Source organism: Limnothrix redekei LRLZ20PSL1 (assembly GCF_043235035.1).
Taxonomy (GTDB): Bacteria; Cyanobacteriota; Cyanobacteriia; order CACIAM-69d; family CACIAM-69d; genus CACIAM-69d.
On sequence record NZ_JAZAQF010000050.1, the window covers coordinates 36,938 to 56,356 of the forward strand.

A 19,419-nucleotide genomic window follows, 5' to 3' on the forward strand; every position below is an offset into this window, starting at 1 on the left:
ATTCAAATCAATAGCATTCAAACGAAATTGAGAGCGGGCTGTGCTGGATCTGGTAAAGCTTTCAAAACAAATGCAGGGCATGGGCCAACAGCTCACCCAGGAGTCGCGGGCGGCGCGCCAACGGTTGACGATCGCCCAAGAATTGCTGGCTCAAGTGCAACCGGAACAGGACTATTGGGTGGGACAGCTTCACCAATGGCGCGATCGCCTGGAGTTTGTGGCGGCCGAGCCGATCGAACCCTTGGACAAGCGCGAACCCATTGGCCCCGCCCCGATCGCCCACAGTTTGATCGCCACCGATGGTTCCCAAATTGCCCCCAGCCACCACGAAATCGCCTACTGCTATTTGATCAATACTGGGCGCGTGGCCCTGCACTACGGCCAAAAGCGCTATCCCATGCTAGATAGTTTGCCGGAAATTTTTTACAAACCCGAAGACCTCTACATTTCCCGCCAGTGGGGAATCAGCACTGAAGATTGGATGGGCCATCGGCGCACCGTGGCCGAGGCTGAGGCCCTGGCGGATTTGGGCACAGACTTAGCCCACAGCATTACCACTGGCAACAGCAAGGACGCACCGCCCACGCTGGCCATGGTGGATGGCTCGCTGATCTATTGGTTTCTCGATCGAATGCCGAGCACAGCGGTCGATCGGATTTTGCCGCCGATCTTGGCCGCCTGGGAACGGTTGCGGTTATCGGGCATTCCCCTGGTCAGCTATCTAAGTGCTCCCCGCAGTGGCGAGGCGGCTAACTTTTTCCGGCTCAAAACCTGCAACCAAATCACGCCCGATTGCAAAACCCACTGTCCTGGGCGAGCTGATGAGGCCCCTTGCAACCGGCTCAAGCCGCTGCGGGATGCGGCCCTGTGGTCGGTGTTGCTGGAGTCGGGGGAGCGGGGGCCCCTGTGGCGATCGAACGCTCGTGTACTGGAGGACTATGGCCGCCACCGAATCTATTTCTGTTACCTGCATGTGGGAACCGAGGTGGCGCGGGTCGAAATGCCGGAGTGGGTGGCGACCGATCGCGCCTTGTTGAACCAGTCCTTGAGTTTGATTCTCAGTCAAGTGCAAAAGGGCTATGGTTACCCGATCGCCCTGGCTGAGGCCCACAACCAAGCGGTGGTGCGTGGGAGCGATCGCAGCCGGTTTTTCTCGTTGCTGGAGCGAGAAATGGTGAAAGCCGGCCTCAGCAACATTGGTACTTCCTACAAAGAAGCCCGCAAGCGCAACAGCATCGCCTGAGGAATCCAAGAATGATCCAAGAACAAGCCAAGGCTGTTGTTCCTTGGCCATCGATCAATCAATCTCTCTGGCGTTCTGGATTTGGCGATCTCTGGATTTGGCGATTTGTTGATTAACCCTCATCCTTCTGGATTGCCAGGGAAAATCCGGAACCGCTTGGGGCATTTTTTGAAGGGGCCGGGCGATCGGGCGGGGACGGAATTGCCCAACCGCGCTGGCACGGGGATCGATCGCCGCGCCAATTGGGCGAGTGGAATAGGGGAACTGTGGCGATCGCACCACTGGCCAAGGGCTTCCGGAATTTGGCAATTGCTCAGGGAATCTGAACCCAAGAGACGAGATTCAAATCCAATCGCTCCTTTCACACCCCATCAGAGACGACCTATGGCTATGCTGCGCCCCCAAGGTATCTACCAATCCCGTTCGGCTCAAACCATTCTGGCTCTGCTGTTGGCTCTGCCGATGGTGCAAGGTGTTGCAACTCCGCTGATGGCCGCTGAAGCGGTGCGAGCCGCCGGCCCCGAGCCGATCGCCAGCACCCTGCCCAGCAATGCCCGCATCTTGCATGTGAACCCTGCCATGGGCACGGACATGGCCCCCAGCGGTAGCCAGCGGGCCCCCTTCCGCACCATCGCCTACGCCCTCAGCCAAGCTCAGCCGGGTGATGTGGTGCAGTTGGCCCCGGGAACCTATAGCGCCGCCACGGGTGAAACGTTTCCGCTGATGGTTCCGGAAGGGGTGACTTTGCGAGGTGATGAAGCCGCCGAGGGCAAAAACACGGTCATTCAAGGGGGCGGTAGCTTCATTAGCCCCAGTTTTGCTCGCCAGAACGCGGCGGTGCGGGTGCAACGCAACACCGTGCTGAGTGGCATCACCGTCACCAATGGCAACACGCGCGGCACGGGCGTTTGGGTGGAGTCTGCAAACCCAGTGATTCGCCGCAGTGTGTTTAAGGGCAATCACCGCGATGGCATTTTTGTGACCGGGAACGCTGCACCGACGATTCAAAACTGCCTGTTCCATGAGAACAAGGGGAATGGCATTGCGCTGACGCGGGCGGCCGGTGGGGAAATTCGTGATAGCTGGTTCCAAGCAACGGGCTTTGGCCTGGCGATCGGGGGAACGGCCAATCCGTTGGTGGTGAACAACACGATCGTCAATAACCAGGATGGCGTGGTGATTTCTGACCAAGCGCGACCGGTGTTGCGCAATAACTCGATCGAAAACAACGGGCGGGATGGCATTGTGGCGATTTTGCGCGCTCGCCCCGATCTGGGAACCAGCACGGCTCCGGGCAACAACCGCATTATGGGGAATGGTCGCTTTGCGGTGAACAACGCCACGGGGAACACCTTCAGTGCGATCGGCAACCAAATGGGCCGCAGCCGTGTCTCTGGCCTCTAGGCGATCGCAGCAAGACCGTTGATGCACTGAATATCAGCTAATGCACTGAATATCAGCGTTCTGTGCTCAGGAGTTCTGCACTTAGCATTCGCTTTCGTTTCTTCCTTGCAACCGAACTGAGTCCGTAGCATGGCTGTTGAGGCTGGCTACGGACTTTTTGTATGAATTGTTATGGCGTGTCTTTGTGAAGTAACTGAACAAAATGAGTTGTTGCTAAAAACCGCTACTCATCCACTTGCCAGAGTTCTTTGGCGTAGTCTTGATCGAGACCCTTCTTGGGCCGCAAGACGAGAATCAGCTTACCCAGGAGCGATCGCTCGGGTTCCGCGTCAAACCATTCAAAGGCTAAGTTTTCGTCGCCGTCGGCCACCGCAAAAAAGGCATCATCCCGCCAAGTGCGATCGGCTCGATCGATCACCAGCATCACTGATTCCGGGCGATCATCCGGTAGGGCGGCCGGCAACTGTTCCGGCAAGGCCAACAGGGCGATCGGGTCTTCAGCATTGCGCAACACCTGCCAATTGGGCAGCGCCACCCAAGCCCCCTCACCCGAAAACCGCACCATGCCGAAGGGCCCTTCCGACTCAATCAGGGGCACCGCTCGCAAGGCCGCCACGGGCATTGGCAACTGGCCCGCCACCGCCAGCAGGCGCGGTTCCTCTTCGTCGGAATCAATCCGATAAACCGGCATTCGGGGGGCACTCTTGGGAGCCACCACCGTGAAGTCCATCAGCAGCTTTTCCAGTTGGGCCCGAGCTTCCGGCGTTTGGGCAAACCGCAACCCCTTGGCAATCAGGCGCGATCGACTTTGCAGATCCGCTTGCTGCCGGGCCGATCGCCAACATTGCCAGGCCAGCGCATCCCCCGGCAACTCCGCAAATCCTTCCGGCTGCTGTTTCAGGTAGGTCAATTCCTTGAAGGCCTTCACCACCTCGCGGGCCTCATCAAAATCCAACCCCCGCTCCACCACCAGGGCCGCCGTCGAAAGGCGATCGTCTTCGGACAAAACCCGCATTTCATACAAAATGTCGCTGCCCTTGCGCCCAAAGTGCTCTTGCACCGGCTCCGGCGCGTCCAGTTTCAGCAGGGTTTGGTAAACCTGGGCCCCCACAATGACTTGGTTTTGTTGGATCGGCTCAAAGCCCGTGTCTTCAAAGATTTTTTGGGGCCCCAGGCCGCTTTGTTGCAGCTTTTGGCAGGCTTGGCCCCACTCGACCCACGATCCTTCCTTGCGCCGCAGTTGCAACAACAGGCGGTCAACCTCCTCTGGAGCCAGACCTGCCTTGGCCGCTTGAAAGGGTTGGGAGGGGTTACGATGAAACGAGTCAGTCATTCTGGAAACCTACAAGACAAACCTGGCCTCCATGGGCCCGGTGGCGAGTGCCGGGCGGCAATGGACAGGGCGATCGCGCTGATGCCCATGCTAGGCCAATCGGGCGTATCAGCAGAACCAATCAGCCCCAGCCGATCGAAGACGGGGCCCGTTCTCGTACAACGATATACTAGGCACGGAAAGCCCGCTGAACATCTATGCCTAGCCTCTATCACTAGCGTATTTCGGGTGATTTTGAGCAATTTCTCTTGGAAATTTTGGCTCAATTTCCCCCACTGGCTTGCCGCGATCGCGCGGCCCGGCTTTCCTCCAGACCCGCTCATCGCGCTGAAGCTATGAACCAAGGAATCGACCTCCAAAGCAGCTTCGTGCAAGCGCTTGCCGACTTCGGACTGCCTGGCGATTTCGCCCGCGCCGTGTGGATTCCGCTGCCGCTGCTCCTGATGCTGATTACCGCCACCGTCGGCGTGCTCGTCGTCGTATGGCTTGAACGGAAAATTTCCGCCGCTGCCCAACAGCGGGTTGGTCCCGAATATGCGGGGCCCCTCGGCGTGTTGCAACCGGCCGCCGATGGTCTGAAATTGCTATTTAAAGAAGACATCGTGCCGGCTAAGGCGGATCCTTGGCTGTTCACGATCGGGCCGGCGCTGGTGGTGGTTCCCGTCTTTTTGTCTTACATCATTGTGCCCTTTGGCCAAAACGTGAACATCACCGACCTGGGGTTGGGGGTGTTCCTGTGGATTGCCCTCTCCAGCATTGCCCCGATCGGGCTGTTGATGTCGGGCTATTCATCCAACAATAAGTACTCCCTGCTGGGGGGCTTGCGGGCCGCTGCCCAATCGATTAGCTACGAAATTCCCCTGGCCTTGGCCGTGTTGGCGATCGTAATGATGTCCAACTCCCTGAGTACCGTGGACATCGTGGATCAGCAATCGGGCTACGGCATCCTGGGCTGGAACGTCTGGCGGCAACCGTTGGGCTTCCTCATCTTCTGGATCGCCGCCTTGGCGGAATGCGAACGCTTGCCCTTTGACTTGCCGGAAGCAGAAGAAGAATTGGTGGCCGGCTACCAAACCGAATATGCCGGGATGCGGTTTGCCCTGTTCTATTTGGGGTCTTACGTGAACCTCACCCTGTCGGCGCTGCTGGTGGCAGTGCTGTACCTGGGGGGGTGGGAATCGCCCGTCTCGATCGACTGGTTGGCCGGAACCCTGGGCTTGGATCTGAGTACCGCTTGGGTGCAAATCATCGCCGCCGCCCTTGGCATTGTGATGGTGCTGTTCAAGACCTATCTGCTGGTGTTCTTGGCGGTGTTGCTGCGCTGGACGGTTCCCCGGGTGCGGATTGACCAATTGCTGAACCTGGGTTGGAAGTTCCTGTTGCCGGTTGCTCTGGCTAACTTGCTGCTGACGGCGGCCCTGAAACTCAGCTTCCCGGCCTTTTTCGGCGGCTAACGGGGCCCAAAACCCCAGATCCGTCGTATTGCTTCGCCCTTTGCACCCGAACCGTTCAGAGATCCCCGAAGGGTTCGGATGGGGGCGATCGGGAAGCACCGCACAACAGCAAAACGCGCAACAGCGAAATGATCCGGCGGGCCCGCCGCCCGCCCCAAGGTTGGACTGACTGAACGCGAACCAACGTTTGTTACCCGCAATCTTGTTAACAGAGAGGCAAACACCATGCTGAACTTCCTCAAGAAAGTCAGCGACTATGCTGGCGAGGCAGTCCAAGCGGCCAAATACATCGGCCAAGGCCTGTCGGTGACGTTCGACCACATGCAGCGCCGCCCCGTGACGGTGCAATATCCCTACGAAAAGCTCGTGCCTTCGGAGCGTTACCGGGGTCGAATTCACTACGAATTTGACAAGTGCATTGCCTGCGAAGTTTGCGTGCGGGTTTGCCCAATTAACCTGCCCGTGGTGGACTACGAATTTAATAAAGCCACCAAGAAGAAAGAACTGAAGAGCTACAGCATTGATTTCGGGGTTTGCATTTTCTGCGGTAACTGCGTGGAATATTGCCCCACCAATTGCCTGTCGATGACGGAAGAATACGAACTGGCGAGTTTCGATCGCCACGATTTGAACTTCGACAGCGTGGCCCTGGGCCGCTTGCCCTACAAGGTGACGAACGATCCGATGGTTACGCCGCTGCGGGAATTTGCCTACTTGCCTTCTGGGGTGATTGATCCCCACGATTTGCCCGCCGGATCCCAACGGGCCGGCAGTCGCCCGGAAGAAATTCTGGCCACCCTGGAAAAGGACAAGCCCGACGCTTAAGCGGCGCGAGGCCCAGACAAGGGGCTTAAGCCCCTTGCCTCTTAACCCTGGGATAAGTCCAGCGATCGCGATTGAGAAGTAGGGAAATTACGGAGCGAAAGTAACGGTGAATTTAGGCGAAAGCGTACAACTGGGGTCATTCGCAATTTTGGCCCTGATGATGCTGGGTTCGGCCCTGGGTGTGGTGCTGGCTGGCAACATCGTCTATTCGGCCTTTTTGCTGGGGTTAACCTTCATCAGCATGGCCGGTCTATATTTGCTGCTGAATGCGGATTTCGTGGCGGCGGCACAAATTCTGGTCTATGTGGGTGCGGTGAACGTGCTGATCCTGTTTGGGGTGATGCTTGTGAACAAGCGCGAAGACTACGTACCGGCGGCCGGGGCCCTGCTGCGGCAGGTGGTGACGGCGCTGGTTTGTGCGGGGTTGTTTGCCCTGTTGGCGGCGGTGGTGCTGACCAGTCCTTGGCAGTTGGCCACGGATTTCCAAACGGTGGAATCCTCGATCGTCACCTTGGCCCAGCATTTCTTTAGCGATTATCTGTTGCCCTTTGAGGTGGCTTCGGTGTTGCTGCTGATGGCGATGATTGGGGCGATCGTCCTGGCGCGTCGCGATCTGCTGGTGGATGACCCAACCACGGGCCAACCGACGGAGACGGAATTGGCGTTGCCAGAGCGGCCGAAAGAATTGGCTGCCACCGATCGCTAGTTGCCCAGCCCCATGTTGCCCAGCCCCATTAGACAAGGGGCTGCCGACTGATCGCTAATCGATCGCGAGTTGCCCACTCAAACTAGACAAGGGGCTTTAGCCCCTTGCCCCAGCACTTCAAGGCAGTTTTCAGCAGGAGCAAGCAATGCAACTGGAATATTTTTTGCTATTAGCGGTGGCGCTATTTTGCACCGGAATTTTTGGCCTGGTCACCAGCCGAAATGCGATTCGGGTGTTGATGTCGATCGAGCTGATGCTCAACGCCGTAAATTTGAACCTGATGGCCTTTTCTAACTATCTCGATCCCCAAGGGATCAAGGGTCAGGTGTTCGCGGTGTTTGTGATTACGATCGCGGCGGCCGAAGCGGCTGTGGGTTTGGCAATCGTCCTGTCGATTTACCGCAACCGCGACACGATCGACATGGAGCAATTCAACCTTTTGAAGTGGTAAATCCAGTTGGATTGATCACGATTGGTAAGTATTTGCAAGTATTTTCAAGTATTTCAAGGGCTTTCCGATACTGGCAAATTTGCAAAGCAGCAGGGGCGCGATCGATTCGTGTCCCTGTTGTTGTTTGGAGCATAACCTCAGCAGAAATCTAGAACACCGGCCCCGATCGACGACGCAGCACCTCCAGCAGCGTTTGGAAATGCTCCGGTAAGGGCGCTTCCGTATCGATCCATTCGTAGTTCAAGGGATGCTGAAACCGTAGTCTCCAAGCATGGAGCGCCTGTCCCGGTAAATTAACCCCAATGCTGCGGCCCGAGCCATAGACCGGATCCCCCACGATCGGGTGGCCCAGTTCGGCACTGTGGACACGGATTTGGTGGGTGCGACCCGTTTGCAGCTCAAAGCGAATTAGGGTGTAGTTGCCCAAGCGTTCTTCAATGAACCAATGGGTGATCGCCTTGCGGCCGCCCTTTTCAACGGGGACGATCGCCTGTTTTTTGCGATCGACTGGATGCCGCCCGATCGGCAGATCCACCACCCCCCGATCGTCCCGAGGCGCGCCGTAGACAATCCCCAAATAGGTGCGTTGGGCCACCTTGTAGCGCAACTGGGCTTGTAGGTGTTGGTTCGCCAAGTCGGTTTTGGCAAACATAATTGCACCCGTGGTGTCCCGATCAAGCCGATGCACTACCCCCGGCCGCTGCACGCCATTAATCGACGGCATTTCCATCCCCGGTAGGGTTTTGCAGTGGGCCAAGAGCGCATTCACCATCGTGCCGTCCGGATGCCCCGGAGCCGGATGCACCACCATGCCCGCCGGTTTGTTAATCACAATCACCTGTGAGTCTTCATACAAAATATCCAGCGGAATCGCCTGGGGTTCCAAGCTCAGGGGTCGATCGGGCGGAATGGTCACCACAATGCGATCGCCCGATTTCACCTCCCCATGCTTGTTGGTGCAGGGCGCATCATTCACCTGCACCTGGCCCGCTTCAATCAGCTTTTGAAAGCGCGATCGAGACAAATTGGGCCACTGAGCCGCCAGAAAGCGATCGAGCCGCTCCGAGCGATCGGCCGTGCAGGCATAGATCGCCAAGTTGCTTTCGTCCTCCGCTTCCAGTTCCGTGAGATCCATCCCAGAATCTGCCGACGGATCGAGCGCTGGATCGAGCAATGGGTCTCGCGCTGGATTTCGTGATGGATCCAGGGGATTACCCTTTTCGTCCGTCCAAGGTTCACTCACCGGACTCGGAACGGGGGATGATGATTCTGATGGGTAGCCCAATGGTTCAACTCCACAGCGCGATCGCGCTTGGCATTTTACTGCAAACGGTTGATCAAACAGTTTGCGAATCTATTTCTGGGCGATGACCAGGCTATTACTGAACATGACGTTTAACTCAACTTCTGAGCCATTGCTAGGCCGTTACTGAGCCTGACGCTCAACTTAACTTTCAACCTGACTTTTTGAGATTTCCCATGCGCCGTTCTGCTAAATCTTTTTCTCTCAATCGATTGCTACGTTGGATTATTCGGGCCAGCTATCACGATCGGGAATTTTTGAAACTGGCCGATGGCATTGAAGGGATCATTTCTCGGGCCCTGTCCCTAGCCACGATCATGGTGATCATCGTGGCAACCGTGGATTTAATTTTGTTGCTTTCTGGGCAATTATTCCGATCGCCCCTGGGCTTTTTCAACTCATCCCTGCAAGAGATCTTCGGCTCACTGCTCAGTATCCTCATTGCCCTAGAAATTCTAGAAAACATCACCGCCTATTTGCGCAAACATGTGGTGCAAGTGGAGTTGGTGGTGGCGACTTCTCTCACCGCCGTCGCCCGAAAAATTATCATCCTGGATCTATCCAAAATTGACGGACTAGAGCTAATTGGGCTGGGTTTGGCCATCGTGGCCCTTTCCGCCAGCTATTGGCTCATTCGACAAGCCAACCAGCAACCGCCATCCATCAATCCTTATCATGCCGGCGATCACGATCCTGATGAATTCTTAGATGAACCAACAGATCGTCTACCAATCACAAATCGCCCCGCGTCGGCCGCCATGGTGGTAGACCAGATGGTTGCGGATCCGGTGACTCCCGACTTGGGCCCCGATGCACGGCCCGATCGCCCCGCAGGATCCTCCAGTCCGCCGCCGCCCCAGGCCTAGGGAGGCGTTCAAAAGGAGGCTTTCGATCGGTCGTGCTGGCCGCGAGCGATCGCCCACCGCGCTATCATCAATACGCATTAAATCCCTCGCTGAAAAACTCCGCGCCGATCGAGGCAGATCTTGCCCATCTCCCGACCCGGCGCGATCGACCCGACTCACCCGAACGCGCCCTGCCCATGTTTGACGCTCTTGCCGAACGCTTTGAATCCGCCTGGAAAAAACTTCGTGGCCAGGACAAAATTTCCAGTGCCAATATCCAAGACGCGCTCAAGGACGTGCGGCGGGCACTGCTAGAAGCCGACGTGAACTTGCAAGTGGTCAAGCAGTTCATTGCCGATGTGGAAACCCGGGCCCAAGGGGCTGAAGTGGTTTCCGGCGTGAACCCCGGCCAGCAGTTCATCAAGGTGGTTTACGACGAACTAGCCGCCTTGATGGGTGAAAGCAACGAACCCCTCACCCAAGCGGAAACGGCCCCCACGATCGTGCTGATGGCCGGCTTGCAAGGGGCCGGAAAAACCACCGCCACTGCCAAGCTGGCCCTACACCTGCGCAAGGAAAAGCGATCGACCCTGATGGTGGCCGCCGACGTGTACCGGCCCGCCGCGATCGACCAGCTCAAAACCCTCGGCAAACAAATCGACATCCCCGTTTTCGATCTGGGAGCCGAGATCAGCCCCGTGGAAATTGCCCGCCAAGGGGTCGAAAAAGCCAAGGCCGAAGGCTTTGACACCGTGTTGATTGACACCGCCGGTCGCCTGCAAATTGACGAGGCGATGATGGGCGAGCTGGTGCAAATCAAAGACACCGTGCAACCCCACGAAATCCTGTTGGTGGTGGATGCCATGATCGGTCAGGAAGCCGCCAACCTGACCAAAGCCTTTAATGATGCGGTGGGGATCACAGGCGCGATCCTGACCAAAATGGACGGCGACGCGCGGGGCGGGGCGGCCCTCTCGATTCGGCAAATTTCTGGCCAGCCGATCAAATTCATCGGAACCGGCGAGAAGGTCGAAGCCCTGCAACCCTTCTATCCCGATCGGATGGCCTCCCGCATTTTGGGCATGGGCGACGTGCTGACCCTGGTGGAAAAAGCCCAGGAAGCCGTGGACTTGTCCGACGCGGTCAAGATGCAGGAAAAAATCCTCACGGCCCAATTCGACTTTGACGACTTCCTGAAGCAAACCCGCTTAATGAAGAGCATGGGATCGCTCGCGGGTATGGTGAAGCTGATCCCCGGCTTGGGCGGCAAAATCAAGGCCGAACACCTGGAGGAAGGGGAAGCCCGACTCAAAGTGGCCGAATCAGCCATTAAATCCATGACCCTGGAAGAGCGCCGCAACCCGGATCTGTTGGCCAGCACCCCCAGCCGCCGCCGCCGGATTGCTCGCGGCTCCGGCCTCAAGGAAGAGGACGTGAGCAGCCTGGTGTCTGACTTCCAAAAGATGCGCACCCTAATGCAGCAGTTGGGATCGGGGCAAATGGGCTTCCCGGGCATGGGCGGCATGAACCCCTTTGGGGGCATGAATCCCTTTGGCGGCATGGGCGGCATGGGCGGCATGGGTGGCGGTAACCCCATGGGTCTGGGTAATCCGATGGGGCAAATGCCTGCACCGGGCTTCCGAGGCTATAACAATCCCAACGCGACCAAGAAGAAGAAAAAGCCCGGCAAGAAAAAGAAGGGGTTCTCGGATCTGTAGGCCTTGCCCGATCGGCCTAGGGCGATCGCCCCCCATTGCAACTGACCAAACCCCAACGGTGCTTACCTTCGGGGATGATTCGCAATTTGCTTGACATCCCCAATCAGAAAAATTAGCTTGGGGCTGTGGTTGCCGGCCAAAGCCGCTCGATTGCGCCTCAGTATTTCCAAACTTTTGAGAGACTAGGACGTTTTTATGCCTCGTCATCTGCCTGCGAAAGCGGATTCCGATCTGATTGATTTAACACCTGAAGAGGCAATCATTGCGATCGGGTTAATCACCATGATCGTTGATGAGTCCGTCGAAGACATCGAGGCCGAATTGCTGGCCGATGTTGCAGCGGAATTTGAACTGTTTGAAGACTATTCCGATGACGAACTCGTCGAGATCGTCGATAAAGTGGTTGCAGCGTCGGAAGCCTCCGATGCGCAGACCCTCCTGGGCAGTGCCTTGGCAGTGGTCACCCAAAATGAAGATTTGGCAGAAATTGCCCTAATCACTGCCATTCTGATTGTGGCCGCCGATGGCGAAGTCCCCGAATCAGAAGAAGACTACCTAAACGAGTTGCAAACGGCGCTGGGCGTTTCTGACGAGCGTGCCAACGAAATCGTCGAGGCTCTCTTCAGCGATGAAGAGGACTTTGAGGAAGACGAGGAGGAAGAGGAAGCCTAGGGATTGGTTCCCCTCAGCTAGCCTTCCAACTCATCTCAACCTCTGCCTAGCAACACTGGATGAACCGGGCCTGCTCTTCCCTCAGGGCAGGCCTTTTGCGATTTAGATGAAGGCAAAATTGATACCATCTGTCTGAATTTCGGGAAACCCGCCGGTTTGAAGGGTTTGCTCCAAGGGCGGTTCAGGAGATTTTAAAGAAAAATTGAGGAATTTTCCCAGTTACTCCACTTCATGGAAAACTGGTTTTCAGATAAAAAGGGGTCACCCAAATAAAGGCCCTTGTTCATTCAACCTGTGGGGATTTTGCCCCGTTAGGTACCAGCTCAATGGGGTTCAGCTCGTACTGTTTAAAGACCCTTCACCAATAGACTTCGCTCTCGGGCAAGCAGGGAATCATTCATATAAATCCCGCCCTCAATTTGAACAAGAGCGCTGCCCAGATGGGTGGCGCTCTTGTTTTGACTGAGATTTTGGAATTTAGCGATCTTCGATGATGGCCGCTCGATCGAGCAGCAGCAGATCCCGCAGGGCATCGGTGTCCAAATCTCCGAGCCAGGTTTCGCCGGTTCCCACAATCTGCTCCGCGAGGACTTTTTTGCTTTCGAGCAGGTCGTGAATTTTCTCTTCCAGTGTGCCGGTGCAGATGAATTTGTGAACCTGAACGTTGCGGGTTTGCCCAATCCGGAAAGCGCGATCGGTTGCTTGGTTTTCCACGGCGGGATTCCACCAGCGATCGAAGTGAAACACGTGGTTAGCCCGAGTCAGGTTCAAGCCCGTGCCGCCGGCTTTGAGGGACAGGATAAAGATGGGCGGTGATTGGGGATCGTTTTGAAAGCGTTCAACCATGGTGTCGCGCTGCTTTTGGGGAGTGCCACCATGCAGGAACAGCACGTCCCGTCCCAAATGCTGTTGCAGATAGGCGTGCATCCAATGGCCCCAACGGGCAAATTGGGTGAAAATCAAGGCCCGATCGCCCTCGGCCACCACTTCTTCGAGCATTTCGCCCAACCGCTGCAATTTGGGCGACTCGGTGGGAACCAGCTTCGGGGCCCGATCGCTCGGTTCCGGTTCCCCTTCGCCTCCCACCAGGGCGGGGTAGTTGCAGACCTGCTTCAGCTTCACCAACAGGGCCAAAATTTGCCCCCGTCGCTGGATCCCGTCGCTGGATTCGATCGCGGCCAGGGCTTCGTCCACCAAGGCTTGATAGCGTTCCGCTTGGCTGGCGGAAAGGCCACAGAACAGGTTGAATTCTTGCTTTTCGGGCAGGTCTTGAATGATGGTTTTGTCGGTTTTGAGGCGACGCAAAATAAAGGGCTGAACGAGCGATCGCAGGGTTTGCAGGGAAGCGCCATCTCCAAATCGCTCGATCGGGGTGGCAAACCGGCGCTGAAAGAAAGTCTGGGTTCCCAAATAGCCTGGATTCAGGAAGTCCATGATTGACCATAGTTCCGCTAGGCGATTTTCCACGGGAGTCCCGGTCAGGGCAATGCGGAAGGGCACGGGACGCGGTTCCTCGCTGCTGTCGTCGTCGGCAACGGCCGCCAAGCGCTTCACGGCTTGGGATTGCTTGGATTCCGCATTCTTAATGTTTTGGGCTTCGTCCAGCACAATGCCACACCAAGGCACGGCCTGGAGGGTCATTTCATCCCGAAACACCAGGGAATAGCTGATCAGCACCACGTCCAGGTCTTCGGCGGCCCGTGCCAGGGCCTTGCCCTTCAAGCGGCGATCGCCATGGTGCAGCAACACACGCAAATCGGGGGCAAATTTCGCCAATTCCCGTTGCCAGTTCCCCAGAACGGAGGTGGGACAAACCAGCAGGACGGGCCCAACTAGGGCCGCGCGATCGCGCAAATGCAACAGGAAGGCGATCGTGCTGGGGGTTTTACCCAAGCCCATGTCGTCCGCCAAACAGGCCCCCAGACCCCAACGCTCCAAAAAGGACAACCAGGCTACGCCGCGTTCTTGGTAAGGGCGCAGTTGACCTTGGAATTTCGGGGGCGTGATCACAGGTTCAATGGCCGCGCGATCGCCCAAGGCGTTCATTAACTCCGCCACTGTGCCCGAGGATTCAAATTGCACCACAGGCAACTTGTCGATCGTGGCGTTCTCTCCGGTCGTAATCCGCAGGGCCTCATCCAGCGTGAGGTTTAGGTTTCCCTGGCGCTTGGCCAAAAAGTCCCGGGCGGCACGTACTTCGTGCGGCCGTAGTTCCACCCACTCGCCCCCAATTTCCACTAGGGGCATGGTGTCGAGGTCTGTCTTCGCCAGCAGGGTTTCAAAGTCCTGGGCACTGAGGGCCCGATCGCCCAAGGACAGTTCCCAGCGGAAGTTCAGCAAATTGCGCAGACCCAAGTTGGGGCGATCGGTGGTGAGGGGATCGCCGGCCAGCAACCGCACCCCCAGGCGGTAACTGGTTTGATTCCGTAGGCTGGCGGGTAACAAGGCTCCTAAGCCGTTGTCTTGGAATCGTTGGGCATAGAGCCGCACGAATTGATAGGCTTCCACGGCCGATAGCTCGCAGCCGCTGGGCATCGGTAAATCCAAGGTGGCTTCCAGGGCAGGAAAGAGGCGCGCCGCCAGCCCTAAACCCCGCAACAGGGTTTCCTGGGGCCGATTCACCACCCGATCGCCCGATTGCAATCGCTCCACCGGGAATCGCCACACCTGTTGAGCTGGAATCCAAACCCCTGCTTGATCGATCGACTGGAGGCCATATTCCAAATACCAGCGATCGGCCGAGGGCTGGGGCGGGTGCAACCGGAACGCCGCACAGAACCCGGCAATGGTGGCCGGATCGATCGCCAGGGGGGTTAACCAAGTTTGCAAACTCCGCGCCAGGGGCACCAACTCCGCCAGGGCGCTTTGGCAAGTGCCATTGGCTTGGCCCAATGCGCTCAACCAATCGCGGGCCACGGGCGGCAACCCGATCGCAGTGGTCAGACCACCTCGGGCTGCTCCTCGCCCCCCCACACGCCGCTCACCGGGCAAGGGCAGCGTGGCCGCCGTCGCCCGCAGTCGGGCATCGACCATTTCGCCCAAAAAGTCCGACAGCAGCGCCGCAGGCACGGCCGGTAGTTGCATCGAAATGGGCTGAAACGTGGTGATCCGCACGGGGCCGCTAGAGCCTCGGAGCGATCGGGCATTGCTGGCCGTCGCCCGCTGCTCCACCGGTCGCTCCAGGGTTTGAAAAAATCGGCAACTACTGGGCATCTGTTGCGTAAAGTGCTCCAGGCGCGATCGATCCACTGCCCCTTCCAACAGCGGTTGCCAGCGCGATCGGGCAACCCCCTCCGCCGTCGGCGCAAGGGTGGGCACTGCCTTGGCCCGGGCCACCAAATCCAGCCCCCAGCGAGCCACATGGCTCCAAAAGCGCAAATCGCCCGCGATCGGCGTTTCATCGGCCGCCAAGGGCAATCCCTGCAACAAATCAGGCACCAGCGCCGCCGGAACCCAAAGCCCTTCCACCCACCAAAGATTAATTTCCAGGCGATCAAACTGTTCTGGCTCCACCGTCGCTCCCGCCAGCAGGGGAGTCCCGTTGCCGCGCAACGTGGGCAGCCCGATCGCCCGCCATTTGGCAGACCAATCCTTCAACCGCTCGATCGCCCCCGGCTTCAAGCAACCGCTTTCCACCAACGTGGGCAACCAAGCTTTCAATTCCTTTGCCGAGAGCGATCGGGGGTGATCCGGCACCTGCCACTGGGTCGGCGGCTTCCCAACCGTCGGTTTCCAGGCCTCTGCCCACAGAAACAAAGCCTGCTCTCCCAGTTGCCAGCTACCATGTAAAACCGCCATGAGCGCCTCATCACCCCCGACTTAACAGAACAAAATCGCCATCAGCCCATTGCCTAGCCCTCCCCGCTGAGCTGCAACAGGGAGTTCAAAACGTTAACGGAAAAGGCAGTGCTTAATTGTCGGATAAATTGGGGCCGATGCCGCATTTCGGGCGATCGGGAGTCATTCATTGGGCGATCGGGAGTCATTCATTGGGTGATCGGGTTAATTGCCCCCCACGACCCAACCCCTAACACACCCCACCGCGCGATCGCCCGGTTCACCACAGCCGTTGCAACCAGCGCCCTGGGAAACCAGAAAAATTCTTCTTGCGATTTGTAGCCATTTGGGCCAATGCTGCTATACTCTTTAAGCGCCTTTTGGGGCAAGCCGGTGTAGCTCAGTGGTAGAGCACTCGATTCGTAATCGAGCGGTCAGGGGTTCAAATCCCCTCACCGGCTTTCAGATGCCAGTTAGCGTTAGGTTTAAAGGGTCTTTTAGGCAGTAGCTTGAACTTGCCACTGTCCAAATTTTTGAGCTTTCAAGTTAGGGAAACCCCGCCCCGATCGCTCAATTAGAAACACAGAGGAGATGGACAGATTCAGCACAACGCCCATCTCCCCCGCAGCCATCATAATCGCGCAACCCGCGAATTAGACTGCCGCTGGCACTGGCGCTGGTTCATAGAGATACTCAAACCAGTTGCCATCCAAATCACGACCATAAAACGAAGCCGTGCCGTCTCGGTGTTCATGCACCTTCGTCACATAAACTCCCTTCGCTTGCAACTCCTCGTAAGCCGCTTCCATCTCAGCCCGTTGGTCAAAAATGAAGCCAAAGTGCGGCCCCGCTTGGTCATATTCTGGACTCAGCAACGCCAACCCATCTTCACCTGCCTTCAGGTAGGCCCAATCTCGATCTTGCCAGGCCACCTCCATCCCCAAGTCCCTGTAGAATTCCACGGCCTTGGCAATATCCTGAACACAGATCGCCACATGTCCTAAGCGTTTTAGTTGCATCGTTCTGTTACCCAAAATTTCTCAGTGAAAAACTTCTCGGTGAAATCACGCAAATCAGGCCGTCACTGTTCCATAACAGCCCATGACATCAGCATCAGGTTGATTTGACGCAGTGTTAATTTAGGGATGTTATTGAACAAATTTGGTAATTTTGAGGCTGAATTCATTGGAAAATCCGAGCCACCAAAACAAGGTTTGAATGACAGCCGCCTAGCATTTTGCTCTAGGATGGGATGGGTCGTACCAATGTACCAATTTCTCATGAGACCATTCTCCAAAATACTCAGTGACCGCGAGGAATTTTCCGGGGCTGTGCTTTTTCCCCTGAGGCTAACTAGCCGTCAGACAATTACCCTCAAGCGCTTGAATTTTTGGGAGACGATCTCCAGAATTGGTAGGGAACTGGTAACGGGTTCGGAATAAGACATCAGGGAGTGCAAAGATTGATTAGTCATTGGTTACCCACAAACCATCTGCCCAATTAAGCAGCGTTATTGGGTTGATAAAAACCATGAATAATTCAATCATTCAGCCTAAACAAGCCAAAATCGTCCAGAACGGGCTGAAATGATCTGGCTGAGGTTTAGGGCTGAAACTTGGGATTTGAACAGTGTTGTCGATGGCCTTCATGACTAACTCAGTCTTCTGCTTTGCCATCTACTGACTATTGTAGCGGCGATCGCTGGAGATGTTGTCAATCATGATCTACAACTCATTATGACTATGACAAAAATCAAGATCTGAACCATAGCGACATCAATCATAGCGAAATGAATGAATGAGTTGAGCAAGGTTGCTAAGCTTCGTGAGTCAGATTTCGCCAATTGAAAGAAATTGTGCCAATTGAAGGAAGTGGATCAGCCAAGGTAGGGCTAATTCACAGAGCTAATTTAAGGTTGTTCAGACTCATCCCCAGGGCAGGCTAGAAAATTCTGAGATGTTGTGAAATGATTATTGTTTGATAATTTCTGTTTGATAACCTCAGTGTCTTTATAAAAGTACTCACTAAAAAGCTTGCCGACGGGGTTTCCGTATTCACCAAGTTGGACATTGATCCCTCAGGGCCATGCCAGAAAACTTCCTCAAGGCCATGCCAGAAAACTTTCATGACTCGCAACTGCGTTCATTTCTATTGCTGGCCTATCGACAACAGGCAACGGGTTACCTGGGCGTGGAGGTGGATCGACATGGTTGGCAAATTTGGCTCTATCGGGGGCGGCTGGCCTGGTGTACGGGCAGTCGCCATCGGCTGCGACGGTTGCAGCGGGCGATCAAGCTGCGCACGGAGCCGCAGGCGCGCGAGGGATGGAATGGGTTGGTAGCAGCCACGAAGCAGAATTTGAGTGATCCCCTTTGGGAAGTGCGTTGCCTGGAGCAGGCGCTGGCGGAGGAGTTGTTGACGATCGAGCGGGCCCAAGCGATCGTGATGCAGGCGGCGATCGAGGTGTTTTTTGTGGTTGACCAAGCCTCAGCGCGTTTTCAGTGGACTGCCCAGCCGATCGATCCCATTCACGCTAACCTGCCTCTTTCCTCTGCCTTGATGGGCGAAGCCCTCACCCGTGCCTACAATCTGCAGCGCCATTGGCAACGATTGCCCTTCAATCCGCTGTGGGCCGATCGGGGCTGGATCTATCTCCCGGGCAATGAAACCGCCGCCGACACCTCCACCACCATGACCCTGGCTCCCCTGTTGGACGGTAAGCGCACCTTCTGGGACATTGTGGCCAAGCTGGATCCTAACTATGCCAACTTGGGGGGCGTACTTAAGGTGTTTCAGCTCCTCTGGCAACGCAAACAGCTAGCGGTGGTTGAGTTACCGGACTTGGAAATGAGCCACCAAGCGCCGCAGGCTAGCTTTTCCTTAAAGGTGGTTTGTGTGGATGATGATCCCAAAATCTGCGAAAAAATTGAAAAAATAGTGATTGGAAATGGCCACCAGTTTTTAGGCTGTTTTGAACCCTTGGCGGCGCTGCCCAGGGTGATTGAAGCCAAGCCCGATGTGGTGTTTTTGGATGTGGTGATGCCGGTGATTAATGGGCACGAGCTTTGTGCTCAGTTGCGGCGCGTGCAACAGCTTAGCCACACGTCGATCGTGATGTTAACGAGTGCGGATGGGTTGTTCGATCGAGCAAGGGCCAAACTTTCAGGCGCAAGCAGTTTTGTCAGCAAACCGGTCACTTCTGCCAAGGTGCTCACAGCCCTAAAGCGCCATCAACAGAACCAAGTGGTGGCCCACTAGCGATCGAAACAGTCCTCGGCTTCCGCGCAGAGCCAGGTTTCAAAAATTGGGGAGCGACAAAATTGGGGAGCGACAAAAAAACGATCGCTCGGTCTTGGTTTGCGATCGTTTCCTGTCTCCGACGGAGAGGGGGGGATTCGAACCCCCGTTGACGTTGCCGCCAAACTTGATTTCGAGTCAAGCGCATTCAACCGCTCTGCCACCTCTCCAGGTAAGCGAAGTTAATATTAGCAGCAATGCCGCAATTTGCAAATTGTTTTGCGCTGGTCTGCCGAAAGCTCTGATTGCGCTGGGGTTGGGTCTTTAGACCTCTTGCACGAATCAAATTGGATGTGTTGCCTGGTAGTTGAGCAACCCGGCCAGCAGATGAAGCCTCAAGCCAAAACGGCGACGACGATTGCGATAGCGTCCTGAGAAGATCCGAAATCGC

The 19,419-nt window shown here is 56.4% G+C and carries 15 protein-coding genes, 2 tRNA genes and 1 pseudogene; 11 read left to right on the forward strand and 7 right to left on the reverse strand.

What is annotated here, in order from left to right; genetic code table 11:
* The first annotated feature begins 40 nt into the window (after nucleotides 1-40).
* Nucleotides 41-1,243 (forward strand): DNA double-strand break repair nuclease NurA, encoded by a 1,203-nt coding sequence (locus tag VPK24_RS08685; protein WP_393012201.1) that lies wholly within the window; start codon nucleotides 41-43, stop codon nucleotides 1,241-1,243.
* Nucleotides 1,244-1,362: 119 nt separating this feature from the next.
* On the opposite strand, the gene VPK24_RS08690 is transcribed toward VPK24_RS08685, so the two are convergent.
* Nucleotides 1,363-1,575: a hypothetical protein gene (locus tag VPK24_RS08690; RefSeq protein ID WP_393012203.1), complete on the reverse strand. Its 213-nt coding sequence runs from the start codon at nucleotides 1,573-1,575 to the stop codon at nucleotides 1,363-1,365.
* Between the two features lie 52 nt (nucleotides 1,576-1,627).
* Between VPK24_RS08690 and VPK24_RS08695 the strand changes: the two genes are divergently transcribed.
* Complete coding sequence (locus VPK24_RS08695) at nucleotides 1,628-2,647, forward strand: DUF1565 domain-containing protein (RefSeq protein WP_393012205.1); 1,020 nt, start codon at nucleotides 1,628-1,630, stop codon at nucleotides 2,645-2,647.
* A 223-nt stretch (nucleotides 2,648-2,870) separates the two neighbouring features.
* On the opposite strand, the gene VPK24_RS08700 is transcribed toward VPK24_RS08695, so the two are convergent.
* A complete protein-coding gene (locus VPK24_RS08700) occupies nucleotides 2,871-3,980 on the reverse strand; it encodes a RuBisCO accumulation factor 1 (RefSeq protein WP_393012207.1) in 1,110 nt (369 codons plus the stop codon).
* A 335-nt stretch (nucleotides 3,981-4,315) separates the two neighbouring features.
* On the opposite strand from VPK24_RS08700, the gene nuoH reads away from it, so the two are divergent.
* From nuoH to nuoK, 4 genes are all read left to right on the forward strand, one after another.
* Nucleotides 4,316-5,434 carry an NADH-quinone oxidoreductase subunit NuoH gene (nuoH, locus tag VPK24_RS08705; protein WP_393012231.1) on the forward strand — a complete coding sequence of 373 codons (1,119 nt, stop codon included), beginning with the start codon at nucleotides 4,316-4,318 and terminating at the stop codon, nucleotides 5,432-5,434.
* A gap of 225 nt (nucleotides 5,435-5,659) precedes the next feature.
* On the forward strand, nucleotides 5,660-6,259 hold the full coding sequence (ndhI, locus tag VPK24_RS08710) for an NAD(P)H-quinone oxidoreductase subunit I (protein ID WP_393012209.1): 600 nt from the start codon (nucleotides 5,660-5,662) through the stop codon (nucleotides 6,257-6,259).
* Nucleotides 6,260-6,365: 106 nt separating this feature from the next.
* Nucleotides 6,366-6,965: an NADH-quinone oxidoreductase subunit J gene (locus tag VPK24_RS08715; protein ID WP_393012211.1), complete on the forward strand. Its 600-nt coding sequence runs from the start codon at nucleotides 6,366-6,368 to the stop codon at nucleotides 6,963-6,965.
* Nucleotides 6,966-7,110: 145 nt separating this feature from the next.
* On the forward strand, nucleotides 7,111-7,416 hold the full coding sequence (gene nuoK, locus VPK24_RS08720) for an NADH-quinone oxidoreductase subunit NuoK (RefSeq protein ID WP_393012213.1): 306 nt from the start codon (nucleotides 7,111-7,113) through the stop codon (nucleotides 7,414-7,416).
* A gap of 148 nt (nucleotides 7,417-7,564) precedes the next feature.
* Here nuoK and VPK24_RS08725 read toward each other — a convergent pair whose 3' ends face one another.
* The gene (locus VPK24_RS08725; protein WP_393012215.1) at nucleotides 7,565-8,659 is read right to left on the reverse strand and encodes an RluA family pseudouridine synthase; all 1,095 of its coding nucleotides are present in this window, start codon (nucleotides 8,657-8,659) and stop codon (nucleotides 7,565-7,567) included.
* A gap of 236 nt (nucleotides 8,660-8,895) precedes the next feature.
* Between VPK24_RS08725 and VPK24_RS08730 the strand changes: the two genes are divergently transcribed.
* The 3 genes from VPK24_RS08730 to VPK24_RS08740 all read left to right on the forward strand — a co-directional run bounded on the left by VPK24_RS08730 (nucleotide 8,896) and on the right by VPK24_RS08740 (nucleotide 11,954).
* Complete coding sequence (locus tag VPK24_RS08730; RefSeq protein WP_393012217.1) at nucleotides 8,896-9,585, forward strand: phosphate-starvation-inducible PsiE family protein; 690 nt, start codon at nucleotides 8,896-8,898, stop codon at nucleotides 9,583-9,585.
* Nucleotides 9,586-9,761: 176 nt separating this feature from the next.
* Nucleotides 9,762-11,282, forward strand: coding sequence for a signal recognition particle protein (gene ffh, locus VPK24_RS08735; RefSeq protein WP_393012233.1), 1,521 nt, complete (start codon nucleotides 9,762-9,764; stop codon nucleotides 11,280-11,282).
* Nucleotides 11,283-11,477: 195 nt separating this feature from the next.
* A complete protein-coding gene (locus VPK24_RS08740; RefSeq protein ID WP_393012219.1) occupies nucleotides 11,478-11,954 on the forward strand; it encodes a tellurite resistance TerB family protein in 477 nt (158 codons plus the stop codon).
* Between the two features lie 477 nt (nucleotides 11,955-12,431).
* Here the strand turns inward: VPK24_RS08740 and VPK24_RS08745 are convergent, their stop codons facing one another.
* On the reverse strand, nucleotides 12,432-15,752 hold the full coding sequence (locus VPK24_RS08745) for a DEAD/DEAH box helicase (RefSeq protein WP_393012221.1): 3,321 nt from the start codon (nucleotides 15,750-15,752) through the stop codon (nucleotides 12,432-12,434).
* A 368-nt stretch (nucleotides 15,753-16,120) separates the two neighbouring features.
* On the opposite strand from VPK24_RS08745, the gene VPK24_RS08750 reads away from it, so the two are divergent.
* Nucleotides 16,121-16,192 (forward strand) — tRNA-Thr (locus tag VPK24_RS08750).
* Between the two features lie 192 nt (nucleotides 16,193-16,384).
* On the opposite strand, the gene VPK24_RS08755 is transcribed toward VPK24_RS08750, so the two are convergent.
* The gene (locus VPK24_RS08755) at nucleotides 16,385-16,750 is read right to left on the reverse strand and encodes a VOC family protein (protein ID WP_393012223.1); all 366 of its coding nucleotides are present in this window, start codon (nucleotides 16,748-16,750) and stop codon (nucleotides 16,385-16,387) included.
* A gap of 1,066 nt (nucleotides 16,751-17,816) precedes the next feature.
* Here VPK24_RS08755 and VPK24_RS08760 point away from each other — a divergent pair.
* Nucleotides 17,817-18,989, forward strand: coding sequence for a response regulator (locus VPK24_RS08760; protein WP_393012225.1), 1,173 nt, complete (start codon nucleotides 17,817-17,819; stop codon nucleotides 18,987-18,989).
* 122 nt (nucleotides 18,990-19,111) lie between these two features.
* Here the strand turns inward: VPK24_RS08760 and VPK24_RS08765 are convergent.
* Nucleotides 19,112-19,198 (reverse strand) — tRNA-Ser (locus tag VPK24_RS08765).
* Nucleotides 19,199-19,310: 112 nt separating this feature from the next.
* Nucleotides 19,311-19,419, reverse strand: a pseudogene (locus VPK24_RS08770) (IS5/IS1182 family transposase); the annotation flags it as partial.